The organism is Parasedimentitalea nitratireducens (assembly GCF_057444295.1).
In genome coordinates this window covers 242,047-259,581 of the sequence record NZ_JBYAXC010000003.1, presented here as the reverse complement: position 1 = coordinate 259,581, position 17,535 = coordinate 242,047, and the positions used below count along the sequence as shown (strand labels likewise).

At 56.2% G+C, this 17,535-nt stretch carries 19 protein-coding genes; all 19 read left to right on the top strand.

Translation table 11 applies throughout. The annotated features are described in order from the left end of the window. The first annotated feature begins 3 nt into the window (after positions 1–3). The 19 genes from AC2T28_RS11940 (at position 4) to AC2T28_RS11850 (ending at position 17,534) form a co-directional block, all read left to right on the top strand. Complete coding sequence (locus AC2T28_RS11940; protein WP_486749218.1) at positions 4–612, top strand: NADH-quinone oxidoreductase subunit C; 609 nt, start codon at positions 4–6, stop codon at positions 610–612. Then, entirely contained in the window at positions 612–1,826 is a 1,215-nt protein-coding gene (locus tag AC2T28_RS11935) for an NADH-quinone oxidoreductase subunit D (protein ID WP_486749217.1), read from the top strand. The genes AC2T28_RS11940 and AC2T28_RS11935 overlap by 1 nt, the downstream gene beginning before the upstream one ends. Positions 1,827–1,914: 88 nt before the next feature. Then, positions 1,915–3,027 (top strand): NADH-quinone oxidoreductase subunit E, encoded by a 1,113-nt coding sequence (locus tag AC2T28_RS11930; protein ID WP_486749216.1) that lies wholly within the window; start codon positions 1,915–1,917, stop codon positions 3,025–3,027. A gap of 44 nt (positions 3,028–3,071) precedes the next feature. Further along, positions 3,072–3,299: a DUF5337 domain-containing protein gene (locus AC2T28_RS11925; protein WP_486749215.1), complete on the top strand. Its 228-nt coding sequence runs from the start codon at positions 3,072–3,074 to the stop codon at positions 3,297–3,299. 6 nt (positions 3,300–3,305) lie between these two features. Continuing rightward, complete coding sequence (gene nuoF, locus AC2T28_RS11920; protein ID WP_486749214.1) at positions 3,306–4,604, top strand: NADH-quinone oxidoreductase subunit NuoF; 1,299 nt, start codon at positions 3,306–3,308, stop codon at positions 4,602–4,604. A gap of 8 nt (positions 4,605–4,612) precedes the next feature. Further along, a complete protein-coding gene (locus tag AC2T28_RS11915; RefSeq protein ID WP_486749213.1) occupies positions 4,613–4,978 on the top strand; it encodes a hypothetical protein in 366 nt (121 codons plus the stop codon). A gap of 98 nt (positions 4,979–5,076) precedes the next feature. Continuing rightward, positions 5,077–5,484, top strand: a complete 408-nt coding sequence (locus AC2T28_RS11910; RefSeq protein WP_486749212.1) for a DUF5333 domain-containing protein — start codon at positions 5,077–5,079, stop codon at positions 5,482–5,484. Between the two features lie 3 nt (positions 5,485–5,487). Then, complete coding sequence (gene nuoG, locus AC2T28_RS11905) at positions 5,488–7,506, top strand: NADH-quinone oxidoreductase subunit NuoG (protein ID WP_486749211.1); 2,019 nt, start codon at positions 5,488–5,490, stop codon at positions 7,504–7,506. Beyond that, positions 7,503–7,889 carry a hypothetical protein gene (locus tag AC2T28_RS11900; protein ID WP_486749210.1) on the top strand — a complete coding sequence of 129 codons (387 nt, stop codon included), beginning with the start codon at positions 7,503–7,505 and terminating at the stop codon, positions 7,887–7,889. The genes nuoG and AC2T28_RS11900 overlap by 4 nt, the downstream gene beginning before the upstream one ends. 6 nt (positions 7,890–7,895) lie before the next feature. Then, complete coding sequence (nuoH, locus tag AC2T28_RS11895; protein WP_486749209.1) at positions 7,896–8,933, top strand: NADH-quinone oxidoreductase subunit NuoH; 1,038 nt, start codon at positions 7,896–7,898, stop codon at positions 8,931–8,933. A 1-nt stretch (position 8,934) separates the two neighbouring features. Beyond that, entirely contained in the window at positions 8,935–9,429 is a 495-nt protein-coding gene (gene nuoI, locus AC2T28_RS11890) for an NADH-quinone oxidoreductase subunit NuoI (RefSeq protein ID WP_486749208.1), read from the top strand. Further along, positions 9,426–9,833 carry a carboxymuconolactone decarboxylase family protein gene (locus AC2T28_RS11885; RefSeq protein WP_486749207.1) on the top strand — a complete coding sequence of 136 codons (408 nt, stop codon included), beginning with the start codon at positions 9,426–9,428 and terminating at the stop codon, positions 9,831–9,833. The genes nuoI and AC2T28_RS11885 overlap by 4 nt, the downstream gene beginning before the upstream one ends. Further along, positions 9,830–10,432, top strand: coding sequence for an NADH-quinone oxidoreductase subunit J (locus tag AC2T28_RS11880; protein ID WP_486749206.1), 603 nt, complete (start codon positions 9,830–9,832; stop codon positions 10,430–10,432). Before AC2T28_RS11885 ends, AC2T28_RS11880 begins: the two co-directional genes overlap by 4 nt. Positions 10,433–10,436: 4 nt before the next feature. After that, entirely contained in the window at positions 10,437–10,742 is a 306-nt protein-coding gene (nuoK, locus tag AC2T28_RS11875; protein ID WP_486749205.1) for an NADH-quinone oxidoreductase subunit NuoK, read from the top strand. A gap of 6 nt (positions 10,743–10,748) precedes the next feature. Further along, entirely contained in the window at positions 10,749–12,887 is a 2,139-nt protein-coding gene (gene nuoL / locus AC2T28_RS11870) for an NADH-quinone oxidoreductase subunit L (RefSeq protein WP_486749204.1), read from the top strand. After that, positions 12,887–14,434, top strand: coding sequence for an NADH-quinone oxidoreductase subunit M (locus AC2T28_RS11865; protein ID WP_486749203.1), 1,548 nt, complete (start codon positions 12,887–12,889; stop codon positions 14,432–14,434). The genes nuoL and AC2T28_RS11865 overlap by 1 nt, the downstream gene beginning before the upstream one ends. Before the next feature lie 13 nt (positions 14,435–14,447). Next, positions 14,448–15,887 carry an NADH-quinone oxidoreductase subunit NuoN gene (nuoN, locus tag AC2T28_RS11860; RefSeq protein WP_486749202.1) on the top strand — a complete coding sequence of 480 codons (1,440 nt, stop codon included), beginning with the start codon at positions 14,448–14,450 and terminating at the stop codon, positions 15,885–15,887. Positions 15,888–15,992: 105 nt separating this feature from the next. Further along, positions 15,993–16,742 (top strand): biotin--[acetyl-CoA-carboxylase] ligase, encoded by a 750-nt coding sequence (locus AC2T28_RS11855; RefSeq protein WP_486749201.1) that lies wholly within the window; start codon positions 15,993–15,995, stop codon positions 16,740–16,742. Positions 16,743–16,757: 15 nt separating this feature from the next. Beyond that, positions 16,758–17,534 (top strand): type III pantothenate kinase, encoded by a 777-nt coding sequence (locus AC2T28_RS11850; protein WP_486749200.1) that lies wholly within the window; start codon positions 16,758–16,760, stop codon positions 17,532–17,534. Position 17,535: the final 1 nt, after the last annotated feature.

Genomic DNA, 17,535 nt, shown 5'->3' with positions numbered 1-17,535 from the left:
TTGATGACTGAAGCGCTGAAAGAGCTGGGCTCATATCTGGAGCAGAAACGCCCGGATTGTATCCTTGGCTGGGACATTGCACATGACGAGCTGAACGTGGATGTGGCCCCGGCCAACATCACAGGCTTTGTCGAATTCCTGACAACTGACCGTACTTGCAAGTTCTCGTCGCTGGTGGATATCACCGGCGTTGACTACCCTGAACGGGCCAAGCGGTTTGACGTGGTGTATCACTTCCTATCGATGTACCAGAACCACCGCATTCGCCTGCGCGTGTCGGTGCGCGAAGATGAAATGGTGCCGTCGATTGTTGACATTCACCCCTCGGCCAACTGGTTCGAGCGGGAAGTCTATGACATGTTCGGTATTCTCTTTACCGGCCACCCAGACCTGCGCCGCATCCTGACCGACTATGGTTTCCGCGGCCACCCGCTGCGCAAGGATTTCCCAACCACTGGTTATACCGAGGTTCGCTATGACGAGGCGCAAAAGCGCGTTGTCTATGAGCCGGTGAAACTGGTGCAGGAATACCGCCAATTTGATTTCATGAGCCCATGGGAGGGTGCAGAATACATCCTGCCGGGCGACGAGAAGAAAGAGGAGGCGAAATGATGGACGGCTCCAAAGGTTTCGACGACGCCCAAACCGGCGAACAGAAAATCCGTAACTTCAACATCAACTTCGGTCCCCAGCACCCAGCGGCACACGGCGTGCTGCGTCTGGTGCTGGAACTGGACGGTGAGATTGTTGAGCGCTGCGACCCACACATCGGCCTGCTGCACCGTGGCACCGAAAAGCTGATGGAAAGCCGCACCTACCTACAGAACCTGCCGTATTTCGACCGCCTCGACTATGTGGCGCCGATGAACCAGGAGCACGCTTGGTGTCTGGCGATTGAAAAGCTGACTGGCGTCGAAGTTCCGCGCCGTGGCTCGCTGATCCGTGTTCTGTACTCAGAAATTGGCCGGATCCTGAACCACCTGCTGAACGTGACCACACAAGCGATGGACGTTGGTGCGCTGACTCCGCCGCTCTGGGGCTTTGAAGAGCGCGAAAAGCTGATGGTGTTCTATGAGCGCGCCTGTGGTGCTCGTCTGCACGCAGCCTACTTCCGCCCCGGTGGTGTGCATCAGGATCTGCCGGATGCGCTGATCGACGATATCGAAGCCTGGAGTCACGAGTTCCCGGCTCGTCTGCAAGACATTGATGACCTGCTGACCGAAAACCGGATTTTCAAGCAGCGGAACTGTGACATTGGTGTCGTTAGCGAGCAGGATATTCTGGACTACGGTTTCTCGGGCGTGATGGTTCGCGGTTCTGGCCTGGCCTGGGATCTGCGTCGCTCGCAGCCCTATGAATGCTACAACGAGTTCGACTTTGAGATCCCTGTGGGCAAAAACGGCGACTGCTATGACCGTTACCTGTGCCGCATGGAAGAGATGCGCCAGTCGATCTCGATCATCCGCCAGTGTGTGGCCAAGCTGCGCGACTGTCCCGGTGATGTGATGGCCCGTGGCAAGCTTAGCCCACCAAAACGTGGTGACATGAAAACCTCGATGGAAAGCCTGATCCACCACTTCAAGCTCTACACCGAAGGCTTCCACGTTCCTGCCGGAGAAGTTTACGCCGCTGTAGAAGCCCCCAAGGGTGAATTTGGTGTCTATCTTGTTGCCGATGGATCCAACAAACCCTACCGCAGCAAGATCCGTGCGCCAGGGTTCCTGCACTTGCAGGCGATGGACTATATCGCGGGTGGCCACCAGTTGGCTGACGTTGCTGCGATCATCGGCACCATGGACGTTGTGTTCGGGGAGATTGACCGTTGATTTCATTCATGCCCCGCATGCTTCATCTGGCTAAAAATATCCCCGCCGGAGGCATCCCTGCGGGCAACACACACAGAAAGACGAATTAATGCTGCGCCGTCTTCACTCAGAACAACCCGATAGCTTTGCTTTCACTCCGGCCAACCTGGCTTGGGCCGAAGGGCAGATCACCAAGTACCCCGATGGCCGTCAGGCCTCGGCGGTTATTCCGCTCTTGTGGCGTGCGCAGGAACAAGAGGGCTGGTTGTCGAAACCTGCCATCGAGCTGATCGCTGACATGCTGGATATGGCCTATATCCGCGTGCTTGAAGTGGCTTCGTTCTACTTCATGTTCCAGCTGCAGCCGGTTGGCTCAGTCGCCCACATCCAGATTTGCGGCACCACGTCCTGCATGATCTGTGGCGCTGAAGATCTGGTAGCCGTTTGCAAAGAGAAAATCGCCAACAAGCCACACGAAGTGTCGGCTGATGGCAAGTTTTCCTGGGAAGAGGTCGAGTGCCTTGGATCTTGCACCAACGCTCCAATGGCGCAGATCGGCAAAGACTACTACGAAGACCTGACCGCCGCGAGCTTTACCAAGCTGCTGGACGAGTTGAATGCTGGCAAGGTGCCTACGCCAGGTCCGCAAAACGGACGTTACAGTTCCGAACCTCTGTCCGGTCTGACCTCGCTGAAAGACTACGAAAGCGGCAAGACAAAGTACAACGCAAGTGTTCAGCTGGCGTCGGACATTGGCGATACCGTCAAGCGCATTCAGGGTGACGAAGTTCCACTGTTGACCCCATGGGTTGGCAAAGACGGCGTTGTTGCTGGTCGCGCGGCTGAGGCCCCGGTTCCGGCGGCACCTGCTGCGCCAAAGCCAGCCGCCAAGCAGGCCGAGGAGGCCAAGAAGGCAGCTAAGCCTGCCAAGAAAGCCGCCCCAGCCAAAAAAGTTGAAGCTCCAAAAGCTGAAGCTGCCGAGGCTGAGCCCGAAGTTCTGAAGGCTGCGCGCGACGGTAAAGCGGATGATCTGAAGCTTCTCAAAGGTGTTGGCCCCAAATTGGAGCAGACCCTGAACGAGCTGGGCTTCTTCCACTTTGATCAGGTTGCGGCCTGGGGCGAGGCCGAAGTGGCCTGGGTAGATTCACGTCTCAAGTTCAAAGGCCGGATCGAACGCGATGGCTGGATTGAACAGGCCAAAGAACTGGCCGCTAAGAAATAACCGATCTCTGCCCAGCCGGGCAGGGACTAGACACATAGGACCACATGAGCACTGAACAGGACCAAGCCATTGCCCGCAAAGGGCGCCACATCTCTCTGGTGATTGCCGGAACCATGGTGGCCTGGGTTGTCCTGTCGCTCTTTGTTGGCCCCGCATTGGGGCTACCGGGGCGCTTTGCTTTGCTGTTCGATCTCGCCGCACTGGCAGGTCTGATTTATGCAGTGGTCAACATAATTCAACTCTGGCGCATGCGTCAGGAAAACCAAAGGTAGGCAGACATGCTGAAGGACCAGGACCGGATCTTTACCAACCTCTATGGTATGCATGACCGTACGTTGAAGGGTGCGCAGGCACGCGGCCATTGGGATGGCACCGCTGCAATCCTTGCAAAGGGTCGCGATTGGATCGTGCAGTCGATGAAAGACTCTGGCCTGCGTGGCCGTGGTGGTGCGGGTTTCCCAACCGGCCTGAAGTGGTCATTCATGCCAAAAGAAAGCGACGGTCGCCCGGCCTATCTGGTTATCAACGCTGATGAATCCGAGCCCGGTACCTGTAAAGACCGCGAGATTATGCGCCACGATCCGCACACGCTGATCGAAGGTGCGCTGATCGCGTCTTTCGCGATGAATGCCCACACCTGCTACATCTACATTCGCGGCGAATACATCCGCGAGAAGGAAGCGCTGCAGGCGGCGATTGACGAGGCTTACGACGCGGGTCTGCTGGGCAAGAACGCTGCCAACTCAGGCTGGGACTTTGATCTGTTCCTGCACCACGGGGCAGGGGCCTACATCTGCGGTGAAGAAACCGCTCTGATCGAAAGCCTCGAAGGCAAAAAGGGCATGCCCCGTATGAAGCCGCCGTTCCCGGCTGGCGCTGGTCTGTATGGCTGCCCATCGACTGTGAACAACGTTGAATCCATTGCTGTTGTGCCCACGATCCTGCGTCGTGGACCCGAATGGTTCAGCTCTTTCGGTCGCCCAAATAACGTTGGCACCAAGCTGTTTGGCATTTCCGGCCACGTCAACAACCCCTGTGTGGTTGAAGAGGCGATGTCGATCTCGTTCGAAGAACTGATCGACAAGCATTGTGGCGGTATCAAAGGCGGTTGGGATAACCTGCTGGCCGTGATCCCCGGTGGATCGTCTGTTCCTTGTGTGCGCGGTGAAAACATGCGCGATGCGATCATGGACTTTGACTATCTGCGCAACGATCTGGGCTCGGGCCTGGGGACTGCGGCGGTGATCGTTATGGACAAGCAGACAGACATCATCAAAGCGATCTGGCGTCTGGCCAAGTTCTATAAGCACGAAAGCTGTGGCCAGTGTACCCCATGTCGCGAAGGCACCGGCTGGATGATGCGTGTGATGGACCGTCTGGTCAAAGGCGACGCCGAGATCGAGGAGATCGACATGCTGTGGGATGTGACCAAGCAGGTCGAAGGCCACACGATTTGTGCGCTTGGCGATGCCGCGGCTTGGCCGATCCAGGGCCTGATCCGTAACTTCCGCGAAGAGATCGAAGACCGTATCAAGGCCAATAAAACTGGCCGTATGGGCGCAATGGCGGCGGAGTGAACAGATTTATGAGCCATAAGTTTTCCGGCAAACTGGTTCTGCCTGCGGTGATGGTGCTTTGCACCGTCACTCTTGCGGCTTGTGAAAAGGCCAAAAGCAAACGTCCACTTTATGACGGCGTGCCGTTCAGCATCAGTACCAAGCCAGTGGACAAAAAAGTCTCACGTACGGATTTCACGGTTGAGATCAAAGACGCTGCCTTGTCGCTTGATGGCGTCCGTCAGGCCGCCTATCACGCTGGCGTTACTTACTGTCTGTCCGAAGCGGGTTACGGTACGTCGAACATCATCTGGGATATTGATCCAAGTGATCCTGAGTCCAAGCTGCGGCTTGTTGAAGGGACTGCAATCTTCCAAGGGAAATGCGATCCGTGAGCGGATTTGCGGCATATCATGGCCTGACTGGCACACTGCTATTGAATAGCGGCCGTGTCAGTGTGCGCGATTGGTTCTCCAAATATCAGGAGAATACCATGACTCGTACCGTGATTGCCGCTATTGCCGTTTGTGCCGCAACGCTTCCTGGAATGGCATCTGCCAAGCCAAGCCTGCGGGATGTACCGCAGGTCGAAAACATCATTTTTGCTGCAGCCGTTGCCCATGAGGTCAGCGAGAAGTGCGGCAGCATCAAACCACGCCGTATGAAGGCGCTGGGGATGGCCTGGGACTTGCGGTCCTATGCCAACAAACTGGGATATTCAGATTCCGAGATCCGCGCTTATGTGGAATCGGACGTTGAAAAAGCGCGTATGCGCAACAAGGGTGAGCAGTTTCTCAAGGCCAACGGCGTTGAGTATGGCTCCCCTGAAACCTTCTGCGTGTTTGGGCATGCGGAAATTGAGAAATCCAGCGCGATTGGCGCGCTACTGAGGGCGAAATAGACCATGTCTGACCTGCGCAAGATCAACATTGACGGTACAGAGATCGAAGTGGATGGGGCAATGACCCTGATCCAGGCCTGTGAAGAGGCCGGGGTCGAGATTCCTCGGTTCTGTTACCACGAACGTCTGACCATTGCGGGCAACTGCCGCATGTGTCTGGTCGAAGTTGTGGGTGGCCCGCCAAAGCCAGCCGCCTCTTGCGCCATGCAGGTCCGAGATCTGCGCCCCGGCCCCGAAGGTCAGGCACCGGTTGTAAAAACCAACTCGCCCATGGTAAAAAAGGCCCGCGAAGGTGTGATGGAGTTCATGCTGATCAACCACCCACTGGATTGCCCAATCTGCGATCAGGGCGGCGAGTGTGATCTGCAGGATCAGGCCATGGCCTATGGCATTTCCGAAACCCGGTTCACCGAGCCCAAGCGCGCGGTGGATGATCTGGATTTGGGCCCACTGGTGTCTACCACCATGACACGTTGCATCAGCTGTACCCGCTGTGTGCGCTTCACTTCCGAAGTGGCTGGCATCACTCAGATGGGCCAAACCGGTCGCGGTGAAGATGCTGAAATCACTAGCTATCTGAACCAGACTTTGGACAGCAACATGCAGGGCAACATCATTGACCTGTGTCCGGTTGGTGCTCTTACCTCCAAGCCTTACGCCTTTACCGCACGTCCATGGGAGCTGACCAAGACCGAAACCATCGACGTGATGGACGCCTTGGGCAGCAACATCCGGGTTGATACCAAAGGCCGTGAAGTCAAACGCATCATGCCGCGCAACAACGATGGCGTGAACGAAGAATGGATTTCTGACAAAACCCGTTTTGTCTGGGATGGCCTACGTCGTCAGCGTCTTGACCGCCCCTATGTGCGTGAAAACGGCAAACTGCGCCCCTCTAACTGGGGTGAGGCGCTGACCAAAGCTGCTGAAGCGATGAAGGGCAAGAAGGTTGCCGGTCTGATCGGTGATCTGGTGCCTGTTGAAGCTGCCTTTGCGCTGAAGCAACTGGTGACTGGTCTGGGTGGCAAGGTAGAATGCCGTACTGATAACGTGCGCCTGCCACTGGACAACCGCGCGGCATATGTTGGCACCGCAGCCATCGAAGACATTGATGATGCGAAGTTCATCATGATGCTTGGCTCAAACCCTCGCGATGAATCGCCGGTTCTCAACGCGCGTATTCGCGGCGCTTGGTCCAAAGGGGCCACTGTTGGTCTTATTGGTGAGGCTGTTGACCTGACCTATGACTATGTCCACATCGGCACCGATCGTGCGGCGCTGGAAGGTCAGCTAGGCAAAGAGTATGCGGGCGTTCTGAACCAGCAGTCGATCATCATTGTAGGGCAGGGCGCTCTTCGTGAGGCTGATGGTCTTGCTGTTTTGGCGCACGCCCAGAAACTGGCGGAAGAAACCAAATCTAAACTGCTGGTTCTGCACACCGCTGCCTCTCGTGTTGGTGCGATGGACATCGGCGCAACGACGCTGGGTGGAATGGAAGCTGCTCTCGATGGTGCCGAAGTGATCTATAACCTTGGTGCGGACGAGGTCGAAATCGACGCGGGTGCCTTTGTTATCTATCAGGGCTCGCACGGCGACCGAGGTGCGCACCGTGCCGACATCGTGCTGCCGGGTGCTGCTTACACCGAAGAAAACGGCCTGTTTGTAAACACCGAAGGTCGCCCACAGCTGGCCATGCGCGCTGGCTTTGCACCAGGAGAGGCCAAGGAAAACTGGGCGATCTTGCGTGCGCTAAGCGCCGAGCTGGATGCAGCTCTGGGCTATGACTCGCTGGCGCAGCTGCGTCAGGCGCTGGTGGGTGAGGTTCCACATCTTGCCAAGATCGACGAAGTGCCTGTGAACGAAGGTGAAACGCTGGAGCTGGGTAAACTGGGCAAGGCTGACTTCCTGACTGTGGTCAGCGAATTCTACCTGACCAACCCAATTGCCCGTGCATCCGAAGTGATGGCTGAACTCTCCGCCAACGCCAAGGCCCGCGGCGCTGAAAAGATCGCCGCCGAGTGATCCGCGCTGCACTCATATCTCCTTTTCTGCTGGCAGGCTGTACGCCCACGTCAGCCGATCAGTCTGCGGATTTCAAGCCTGACTATCAGGGCGTGAAAACCAGCCTGCTCGAAGGCGATTTGGTGCAGTTCCATGTCTCTATGTCCGGCGCCCGCAAGGGCGAGGACGTTGATAACTATGCTGAATGCGCAGCCGCGCAATACGCGTTGATCCGAGGATACGGGTTTGCACGACATTTGCGCACAAATTTGAAACAAGAGGGTGGCGTTTGGGCAGCAGATGCTGTCTACACCATCTCGCCCTCCCTACCGCGCGGTTTGCGCACCATCGACGCTGAAGTCGTGGTCGCGAATTGTGAGGCAAACGGAATACCCACGGTGTGAGGACCAATGGCTGAATTCTTAAACACCCCAATTGGAACTTTTGTTCTGATCTTGGCGCAAGTGCTGGCAATTGTCGCATTTGTAATGATCTCATTGTTGTTCCTTGTGTACGGCGACCGGAAAATCTGGGCCGCTGTCCAGATGCGGCGCGGTCCCAACGTTGTAGGGGTCTTTGGCTTGCTGCAATCGGTTGCGGATGCGCTGAAATACATCGTCAAGGAAATCGTGATCCCGGCCGGTGCAGACCGCGCCGTGTTCATCTTGGCTCCACTGACCAGCTTTGTGCTGTCACTGATCGCCTGGGCCGTGATCCCGTTCAACGAAGGATGGGTTCTTAGCGATCTGAACGTCGCTGTTCTCTATGTCTTCGCTGTCTCTTCGCTCGAGGTTTATGGCGTGATCATGGGCGGTTGGGCATCCAACTCCAAGTACCCGTTCCTGGGCTCCCTGCGGTCTGCCGCGCAGATGATCTCTTACGAAGTTTCCATCGGTCTGATCATCATCGGCGTGATCATCTCAACCGGCTCGCTGAACTTTGGTGACATTGTTCTCGCTCAGGATGGCGATCTGGGTCTGTTCAACTGGTACTGGTTGCCACACTTCCCGATGGTGTTCCTGTTCTTCATCTCGGCGCTAGCTGAAACCAACCGTCCACCGTTTGACCTTCCCGAAGCGGAGTCCGAACTGGTTGCCGGTTATCAGGTTGAATATTCGTCCACCATGTTCCTGCTGTTCATGGCTGGTGAATACATCGCAATCTTCCTGATGTGCGCATTGATGTCGCTGCTGTTCTTTGGTGGCTGGCTGTCGCCAATCCCTGGTCTGCCAGACGGCGTGCTGTGGATGGTCGGAAAGATGGCGTTCTTCTTCTTCCTGATCGCCATGGTCAAGGCTATCACCCCGCGCTACCGCTATGACCAGCTGATGCGTCTGGGTTGGAAAGTCTTCTTGCCGTTCTCGCTGGCTTGGGTAGTCTTCGTGGCCTTTGCTACAAAATTCGCATGGTTTGGTGGGCTGTTTGTCCGCTACACGGTAGGAGGCTGATATGACTCAGATCGATTATACCCGCGCCGCAAAATACTTCCTGCTGCAGGATTTCTGGGTTGGCTTCAAACTGGGGTTCAAATACTTCTTTGCCCCCAAGGCGACCCTGAACTACCCGCATGAAAAGGGGCCATTGTCGCCCCGTTTCCGCGGCGAGCATGCGCTGCGTCGCTATCCCAATGGCGAAGAACGCTGCATTGCCTGTAAATTGTGCGAAGCTGTTTGCCCGGCGCAGGCGATCACCATTGACGCAGAACCCCGCGAAGATGGCAGCCGTCGCACCACGCGTTACGACATCGACATGACCAAGTGCATTTACTGCGGTTTCTGCCAAGAGGCCTGCCCAGTGGATGCGGTTGTCGAAGGCCCGAACTTTGAATTCGCAACCGAAACCCGCGAAGAGCTGTTTTACGACAAGGACAAGTTGTTGGCGAATGGGGAACGTTGGGAAGCTGAGATTGCCCGAAATCTGGAATTGGATGCGCCGTACCGATGAGCGATCCAAAAAACCCATTTGAGGCCATGCTGGCCCAGGCCCAGGAGATGGCCAAGGCGCTGAACCCGGCGCTTGGCGATGTCTCGGACAAAGGGTTCGAGGCGCTCTGGCCCACCATGCCCAAAAAGGCGATGGAAATGATGTTTGGCCGATCCGCTAATCCGGATGGGCTGGACGCCAAGACACGGCTGCTGCTGACGCTGGCCGGTCTGACATGCCAAGGGGCGCAGGCAGACACTGCTTTGCGCCAAACAGTGCGCCACGCCCTCGAGGCGGGTGCCAAGAAACAAGAGATCGTGGAAACGATCGGACAGATGTCGGTATTTGCCGGCATCCCGGCCACGACCAAGGCGCTGGAAACGGTGCAAGAGGTCCTGGACGCACAAGGGGACGATGAGTCATGAGCGTTTTTGCCTTTTACCTCTTCGCCATAAGCACCATCACCGGAGGGCTGTTCACTGTGATCAGCCGCCAGCCGGTGCATTCGGTGCTGTGGCTGATCCTGGCCTTCCTGTCATCGGCAGGGTTGTTTGTTTTGCTGGGGGCGGAATTTGTCGCCATGTTGCTGATTATCGTTTACGTGGGCGCGGTCATGGTGCTGTTCCTGTTTGTAGTGATGATGCTGGATGTCGACTTTGCCGAGCTGAAGGCCGAAATGGCCAGGTTCATGCCGCTGGCGCTATTGATTGGTCTGGTCATTCTGATGCAGATGGTCATGGCCTACGGCGCTTGGGAAAGTGCACATGGTGCTTCCGAGCTGCTGGCTAATCCGGTTACTGCGGAACACCACAACACAGAGGCCCTGGGCCTTATCCTTTATGATGAATATTTCCTTCTGTTCCAGCTGGCAGGTCTGATCCTGCTGGTTGCCATGATCGGCGCAATTGTGCTGACCCTGCGCCACCGCAAGGACGTCAAACGTCAGGATATCCTGGCTCAGATGTTCCGCGATCCGGCCGAGGCAATGGAGCTGAAAGACGTGAAACCGGGGCAGGGGCTGTAAGTCAATGATTGGTATCGAACATTATCTCACCGTCGCGGCGACCCTGTTCGTCATCGGCATCTTCGGGCTGTTCTTGAACCGTAAGAACGTGATCATCTTGCTGATGAGCATCGAACTGATGCTTTTAGCTGTGAACATCAACCTTGTGGCGTTCTCTAGCTTCCTGGGCGATCTGGTCGGGCAGGTGTTTACCCTGTTTGTGCTGACTGTTGCGGCTGCCGAGGCTGCAATCGGCCTCGCCATCCTCGTCAGCTTCTTCCGCAACCGCGGAACGATCGACGTCGAAGACATCAACGTGATGAAGGGCTAAAGCATCATGGAAACCATCCTCCTTTTTGCCCCGCTCGTTGGGTCTATCCTCTGCGGGTTTGGCTATAAATACATCGGCGAGAAAGCCGCGATGTGGACAGCTACAGGCTTGCTGTTCCTGTCGGCCTTCCTATCGTGGATTTCATTCCTGACATTTGACGGTGTCACCCAGCACATCGAAGTGCTGCGCTGGATCGAAAGCGGTTCGCTGTCGACATCCTGGGGCATCCGCCTGGACCGTCTGACCACTATCATGTTGATCGTGATCACCACGGTGTCCTCGCTGGTTCACCTGTACTCGTTCGGCTACATGGACAAAGACCCACAGTGGAAAGAGGGCGAAAGCTACAAGCCACGCTTCTTTGCCTACCTGTCGTTCTTTACCTTCGCCATGCTGATGCTGGTGACATCGGACAACCTGGTCCAGATGTTCTTTGGCTGGGAAGGCGTGGGCGTTGCCTCATACCTGCTGATCGGTTTCTACTACCGCAAGCCAACCGCCAATGCCGCCGCGATCAAGGCCTTTGTGGTCAACCGCGTTGGTGACTTTGGCTTTGCGCTGGGTATCTTTGGCCTGTTTTTCCTGACCGATAGCATCAACTTCAATGATGTGTTTGCTGCGGCTCCTAAACTGGCTGAAACTCAGCTGACCTTCCTGTGGACTGAATGGAACGCTGCAAACCTGATTGCCTTCCTGCTGTTCGTTGGTGCGATGGGCAAATCTGCCCAGTTGTTCCTGCACACATGGCTGCCCGACGCGATGGAAGGTCCGACACCTGTGTCGGCGCTGATCCACGCAGCGACCATGGTAACCGCCGGTGTTTTCCTGGTCTGCCGCATGTCGCCGCTGATGGAGTTCGCTCCAGAAGCAATGGCTTTCGTTACTGTAGTTGGTGCTTCGACAGCGTTCTTCGCGGCGACCGTAGGTCTGGTACAGACCGATATCAAACGCGTCATCGCCTATTCAACCTGTTCGCAGCTGGGCTACATGTTCGTTGCCGCTGGTGTTGGCATGTACTCCGCCGCGATGTTCCACCTGCTGACACACGCGTTCTTTAAGGCGCTGTTGTTCCTTGGGGCTGGCTCTGTCATCAACGCCATGCACCACGAGCAAGAGATGACCGAATACGGTGGTCTGCGTAAAAAGATCCCATTCACCTATTGGTCGATGATGATTGGTACCCTGGCCATCACCGGCGTTGGTATCCCGCTGACCCATATCGGCTTTGCTGGTTTCCTGTCCAAGGATGCCATCATCGAAAGCGCCTATGCAGGTGGTTCCGGTTATGGCTTCTGGCTGCTGGTTGTGGCTGCTGCGATGACCTCGTTCTACTCGTGGCGCCTGATGTTCCTGACCTTCTTTGGCAAGCCACGTGGCGACAAGCACACCCATGATCACGCGCACGAAAGCCCGATGACTATGCTGATCCCACTGGGCGTTCTGTCCGTTGGTGCAGTTCTGTCTGGTATGCTCTGGTTTGGTTCGTTCTTTGGTCATGCGGACCAAGTTGGCAAGTTCTATGGCATCCCCGTCGCCGAGGCCTCGGCGCATGGCGAAACATCGGAACATGGCGAAAACACTGGCCACGGTGAACCTGCTGCTGAGGAAAGCACTGGGCATGAGAGCAATAGCCATGGTGAAACCGTGGCTGCTGCCGAAGGTGAGCATCACTATGTGTTTGCTGGCAAGCCCGGTGAAGGTGGCATCTACTTTGGCAAGGACAACACTGTGCTGGACGACGCACATGCTGCTCCGAAATGGGTGAAAGTATCCCCGTTCATTGCTATGCTGGGCGGCCTTCTGATGGCAATCTGGTTCTACATCATCAATCCGTCGCTGCCCGGTCGTTTGGCCACTGCGCAAAAGCCGCTGTACTTGTTTTTCAAGAACAAGTGGTACTTTGACGAGTTGTACGATGTGATCTTCGTTAAACCCGCTTTGGCGATTGGCCGCTTCCTGTGGAAACGCGGAGATGGTGGTACCATCGACGGCTTCCTGAACGGTGTTGCCATGGGCGTGGTTCCCTTCTTCACCCGTCTGGCCGGACGCGCACAAACGGGTTTCATCTTTACTTATGCCTTCTGGATGGTGCTGGGCATCGCAGCCCTTGTCACCTGGATGTCGATCGGCGGAGGAGCCCACTGATGGACAACATACTGTCTATTGTCACCTTTATCCCTGCATTGGCAGCGGCCATTCTGGCCCTGTTCCTGCGGGGCGAGGATGAGGCAGCGCAGCGCAACGCCAAATATGTGGCGCTGTTTGCAACCACGATCACCTTCCTGGTGAGCCTGGGGATCTATTTTGAGTTTGATCCGGAAAACACTGGCTTTCAGTTTGTCGAAGAGGCCGAGTGGCTGATCGGCCTGAAGTACAAAATGGGCGTTGACGGGATTTCGGTTTTGTTTGTGATGCTGACCACCTTTGTGATGCCGCTGACCATTCTGGCCAGCTGGGGTGTCAACAAGCGGGTCAAGGAATACATGATTGCATTCCTGCTGCTGGAAACCCTGATGCTGGGCGTCTTTATGGCGCTGGACCTGGTGCTGTTCTACGTCTTCTTCGAAGCTGGCCTGATCCCGATGTTCCTGATCATTGGTATTTGGGGCGGCAAAGAACGGATCTACGCATCCTTCAAGTTCTTCCTCTACACCTTCCTCGGCTCGGTGCTGATGCTGGTGGCAATGGTTGCGATGTTCGCAGACGCGGGCACCACCGACATCGAAACCCTGATGACCCACACTTTTGCGTCTAACAGTTTTGAGGTTCTGGGCATTCACGTTGTCGGCGGTATGCAGACCCTGATGTTCTTGGCGTTCTTTGCCTCGTTTGCGGTGAAGATGCCGATGTGGCCAGTTCACACTTGGTTGCCCGACGCGCACGTTCAGGCGCCAACCGCTGGTTCGGTTGTTCTGGCGGCAATCCTGCTGAAAATGGGTGGCTACGGCTTCCTGCGGTTCAGCCTGCCAATGTTCCCGGTTGGATCAGCTGTAATGACTGATCTGGTCCTTTGGATGTCAGCCATTGCCATCGTCTATACCTCGCTGGTGGCGCTGGTGCAGGACGACATGAAGAAGCTGATCGCCTATTCATCTGTCGCGCACATGGGCTTTGTCACCATGGGTATCTTTGCTGCTAACCAGCAGGGTATCGATGGTGCAATCTTCCAGATGCTGAGCCACGGCTTCATCTCGGCCGCCTTGTTCCTGATCGTCGGCGTGATCTACGATCGCATGCACACGCGTGACATCAGCGCCTATGGTGGTCTGGTTGTTCGGATGCCAGCCTACGCTCTGGTCTTTATGTTCTTCACCATGGGTAACGTTGGCCTACCTGGAACCTCGGGCTTTGTTGGCGAATTCCTGACCCTGATGGGGACTTTCCAGAAGAACACCTGGGTTGCGGCTGTTGCGACCTCAGGCGTGATCTTCTCGGCCTGTTATGCACTGTGGCTGTATCGCCGCGTTGTGTTCGGCGACCTGATCAAAGCTGGTCTGAAGACTATCTCGGATATGTCCATTCGTGAGCGTGTTATCTTTGCGCCGCTGGTGGTGATGACCCTGTTGCTGGGTGTTTACCCGAAAGTAGTGACTGACATCATTCACCCGTCAACCACGGCGCTGGTCGCCAATTACAATAGCGCTGTGGCTGCTGCGGATCTTTCCCCGGCAACCCAAGCTGCTTCGCACTAAGGGGGCCAGGTAGATGATCCAAGCTGATCTCAATGTAATCCTGCCAGAAATGATCCTGGCCGTTTACGCCATGATTGCACTGCTTCTTGCGGTCTACTCCACCAAAGACAAAATGGGCCCGTTGTTGGTCTGGGTGACCAGTGGGCTGTTTGCTGTGTTGGCGCTGTGGATTGCCACCAAGGGCGGCGGAACAAGTGTGGCCTTTGGCGGCATGTTCATCGACGATGGGTTTTCCCGCTTTGCCAAGGTTACCATCTTGCTGTCTGCCGCCGCCGTATTGGTGATGGGGCAGGACTACATGTCGAGCCGCGGTATGCTGCGGTTCGAGTACCCATTGCTGGTAGCGCTGAGTGTTGTTGGCATGATGATGATGGTTTCGGCCGGTGATCTGATGTCGCTGTACATGGGGCTGGAATTGCAGTCGCTGGCGCTTTACGTGGTTGCCTCGATGCGCCGCGACAGTGTGAAGTCGACCGAAGCTGGCCTGAAATACTTCGTACTTGGCGCGTTGTCGTCCGGCCTGCTGCTCTATGGTGCATCACTGGTCTATGGTTTTGCCGGCACCACCAAGTTCGAAGGCATCGTTCAGGTTGCTCAACATGGTGAAGTTTCTGTTGGTCTGCTGTTTGGTATCATGTTCCTGATCTCGGGCATGGCGTTCAAGGTTTCGGCGGTTCCATTCCACATGTGGACACCTGACGTTTACGAAGGCGCGCCTACTCCGGTTACTGCGTTCTTTGCCACTGCACCAAAAATGGCTGCGATGGGTCTGTTTGCCCGCGTCATGCATGATGCCTTTGGCAATGCTGTCAGCGACTGGAGCCAGGTGGTTGCCCTGTTGTCAGTTGCGTCGATGTTCCTGGGCGCAGTTGCTGCGATTGGCCAAACCAACATCAAACGCCTGATGGCTTACTCATCCATTGCCCACATGGGTTTTGCGCTGATGGGCTTGGCTGCAGGCACTGTATTCGGCGTACAGGCAATGCTGATCTACATGGCGATCTACGTCACCATGAACGTCGGCACCTTTGCCTTTATCCTGATGATGGAAAAAGACGGCAAACCTGTGACCGACATCAAGTCTCTGAACCTGTTTGCGCGTAGCGAGCCCGGCAAAGCAATGGCAATGCTGGTGCTGCTGTTCTCGCTGTCGGGCGTGCCGCCAATGCTGGGTTTCTTTGGCAAGTTCTACGTACTGCGCGCTGCCTATGATGCAGGTCTGGCCTGGTTGGCGATTGCCGGTGTGATTGCATCGGTCATCGGTGCCTTCTACTACCTGCGCATCGTCTACTTCATGTATTTCGGCGAAGAAGGCGAAGAGCTGGATCGCAACTCCTCGCCAGTGCTCTGGGGCTTCCTGATGGCATCGGCTGCAGTGATGCTTCTGGGGATCATCAACATGTTTGGTGTCGAAGGCGCAGCTGCTGCTGCGGCGGCCACACTGGTCAACTGAGCATCATAGCGACGGTTCTGTAATTGCGACGCGCCCCGTTTGGGGCGCGTCTCTTATTTTGTAAGTGCCTTCGGAGAAGGTATGTAAAACGAGAACGAGGGTAACATGCGTCAGTGGCCAGATGGATATGGGCGGCGGATCCTGACCGAGGTGGACAGCACCTTGAACGAGGCCGCGCGGATTGCACCCTCACTCGCTGGCCCCGAATGGATCCTTGCCCACCACCAGACAGCTGCACGCGGCCGCAGAGGACGCGCTTGGGTCAATCCCAAGGGGAACTTGGCCTGCACCTTGGTGCTGCGTCCTGAAGGATCTCCAGCACAAGCGGCGTTGCGTAGTTTTGTGACATCTCTGGCCCTGTTTGATGCCTGTGTTGCCGTAACCGGGCGTGCTGCTGGCTTTTCTCTCAAGTGGCCCAACGATGTTTTGCTCAATGGTGGCAAATTGGCCGGTATTCTGCTCGAAAGTGCTGGCACCGGTGGAGGTGTCACCCATCTGTTCATTGGGATCGGCGTGAACCTGAGCGAAGTGCCGCCGGTGGAACAATTGGAAGAGGGGGCCGTTCCGCCTGTTTCTTTGTTGTCTGAAACTGGGGCTGCGGTTACCCCCGAAGAGTTTCTGGGAGAGCTGGCGGCCGCTTATGCCCAGTACGAACAACAGTTTGTGACCTATGGGTTTGACGTGATCAGAACCGCTTGGCTGGACAAAGCCGCCAAATTGGGCGAAGTGATCACCGCCCGCACTGGAACAGCCGAAACCACTGGAACGTTTGAAACGGTGGACGGCGAGGGCAACCTTGTTCTAAACACCGCCAAGGGCCGCGTTAGTATCCCCGCAGCGGACATCTACTTCTAGGAAGGGCAAAGCACGATGCTTTTGGCAGTCGACTGCGGCAATACCAACACCGTGTTTTCCATCTGGGATGGCGAACGCTTTATCGGCACATGGCGCACTGCCACCGATTGGCAACGAACAGCCGACCAGTATTTTGTCTGGCTAAATACGTTGATGCGCCTGCAGGGCATAGAGGCGGATATCACCGATGTGATCATCTCTTCGACGGTGCCACGTGTCGTGTTCAATCTGCGGGTTCTGTCTGATCGCTATTTCAACACACGTCCTCTTGTCGTGGGCAAGACCGATTGCTTGCTCCCCGTTGATGTCCGCGTGGACGAGGGCACAGCGGTAGGGCCAGATCGGCTGGTCAACACCGTCGCCGGGTTTGACCACTATGGCGGCAACCTGATCATGGTGGATTTCGGCACCGCCACGACATTTGATGTGGTTGCGGACGACGGAGCCTATATCGGCGGTGTTATCGCACCAGGTGTCAACCTGAGCCTCGAAGCTCTACACCAAGCGGCAGCGGCGCTGCCCCATGTGGACATCTCAAAGCCGCAAGCCGTTATCGGCACCAACACCGTAGCCTGCATGCAATCCGGCGTGTTCTGGGGCTACGTGGGACTGGTGCGCGAGATCTGCGCCCGGATCAAAGCGGAACACGGCGTTCCGATGAAAATTATCTCGACAGGCGGGCTGGCGCCTTTGTTCCAGCAATCAGCACAACTTTTCGACGCTTTTGAGGATGATCTGACCATGCATGGTCTGCAGATCATTCACAAATACAACAAGGAAAACGGTCTCTAAA

Coding starts and splice junctions, on each gene's coding strand:
- AC2T28_RS11940 (WP_486749218.1), top strand. CDS start 4: ATGACTGAAGCGCTGAAAGAGCTGGGCTCATATCTGGAGCAGAAACGC.
- nuoK (WP_486749205.1), top strand. CDS start 10,437: ATGATTGGTATCGAACATTATCTCACCGTCGCGGCGACCCTGTTCGTC.
- AC2T28_RS11850 (WP_486749200.1), top strand. CDS start 16,758: ATGCTTTTGGCAGTCGACTGCGGCAATACCAACACCGTGTTTTCCATC.
- AC2T28_RS11855 (WP_486749201.1), top strand. CDS start 15,993: ATGCGTCAGTGGCCAGATGGATATGGGCGGCGGATCCTGACCGAGGTG.
- AC2T28_RS11865 (WP_486749203.1), top strand. CDS start 12,887: ATGGACAACATACTGTCTATTGTCACCTTTATCCCTGCATTGGCAGCG.
- nuoL (WP_486749204.1), top strand. CDS start 10,749: ATGGAAACCATCCTCCTTTTTGCCCCGCTCGTTGGGTCTATCCTCTGC.
- AC2T28_RS11935 (WP_486749217.1), top strand. CDS start 612: ATGGACGGCTCCAAAGGTTTCGACGACGCCCAAACCGGCGAACAGAAA.
- AC2T28_RS11885 (WP_486749207.1), top strand. CDS start 9,426: ATGAGCGATCCAAAAAACCCATTTGAGGCCATGCTGGCCCAGGCCCAG.
- AC2T28_RS11915 (WP_486749213.1), top strand. CDS start 4,613: ATGAGCCATAAGTTTTCCGGCAAACTGGTTCTGCCTGCGGTGATGGTG.
- nuoI (WP_486749208.1), top strand. CDS start 8,935: ATGACTCAGATCGATTATACCCGCGCCGCAAAATACTTCCTGCTGCAG.
- AC2T28_RS11925 (WP_486749215.1), top strand. CDS start 3,072: ATGAGCACTGAACAGGACCAAGCCATTGCCCGCAAAGGGCGCCACATC.
- nuoG (WP_486749211.1), top strand. CDS start 5,488: ATGTCTGACCTGCGCAAGATCAACATTGACGGTACAGAGATCGAAGTG.
- nuoH (WP_486749209.1), top strand. CDS start 7,896: ATGGCTGAATTCTTAAACACCCCAATTGGAACTTTTGTTCTGATCTTG.
- AC2T28_RS11930 (WP_486749216.1), top strand. CDS start 1,915: ATGCTGCGCCGTCTTCACTCAGAACAACCCGATAGCTTTGCTTTCACT.
- nuoN (WP_486749202.1), top strand. CDS start 14,448: ATGATCCAAGCTGATCTCAATGTAATCCTGCCAGAAATGATCCTGGCC.
- AC2T28_RS11910 (WP_486749212.1), top strand. CDS start 5,077: ATGACTCGTACCGTGATTGCCGCTATTGCCGTTTGTGCCGCAACGCTT.
- nuoF (WP_486749214.1), top strand. CDS start 3,306: ATGCTGAAGGACCAGGACCGGATCTTTACCAACCTCTATGGTATGCAT.
- AC2T28_RS11880 (WP_486749206.1), top strand. CDS start 9,830: ATGAGCGTTTTTGCCTTTTACCTCTTCGCCATAAGCACCATCACCGGA.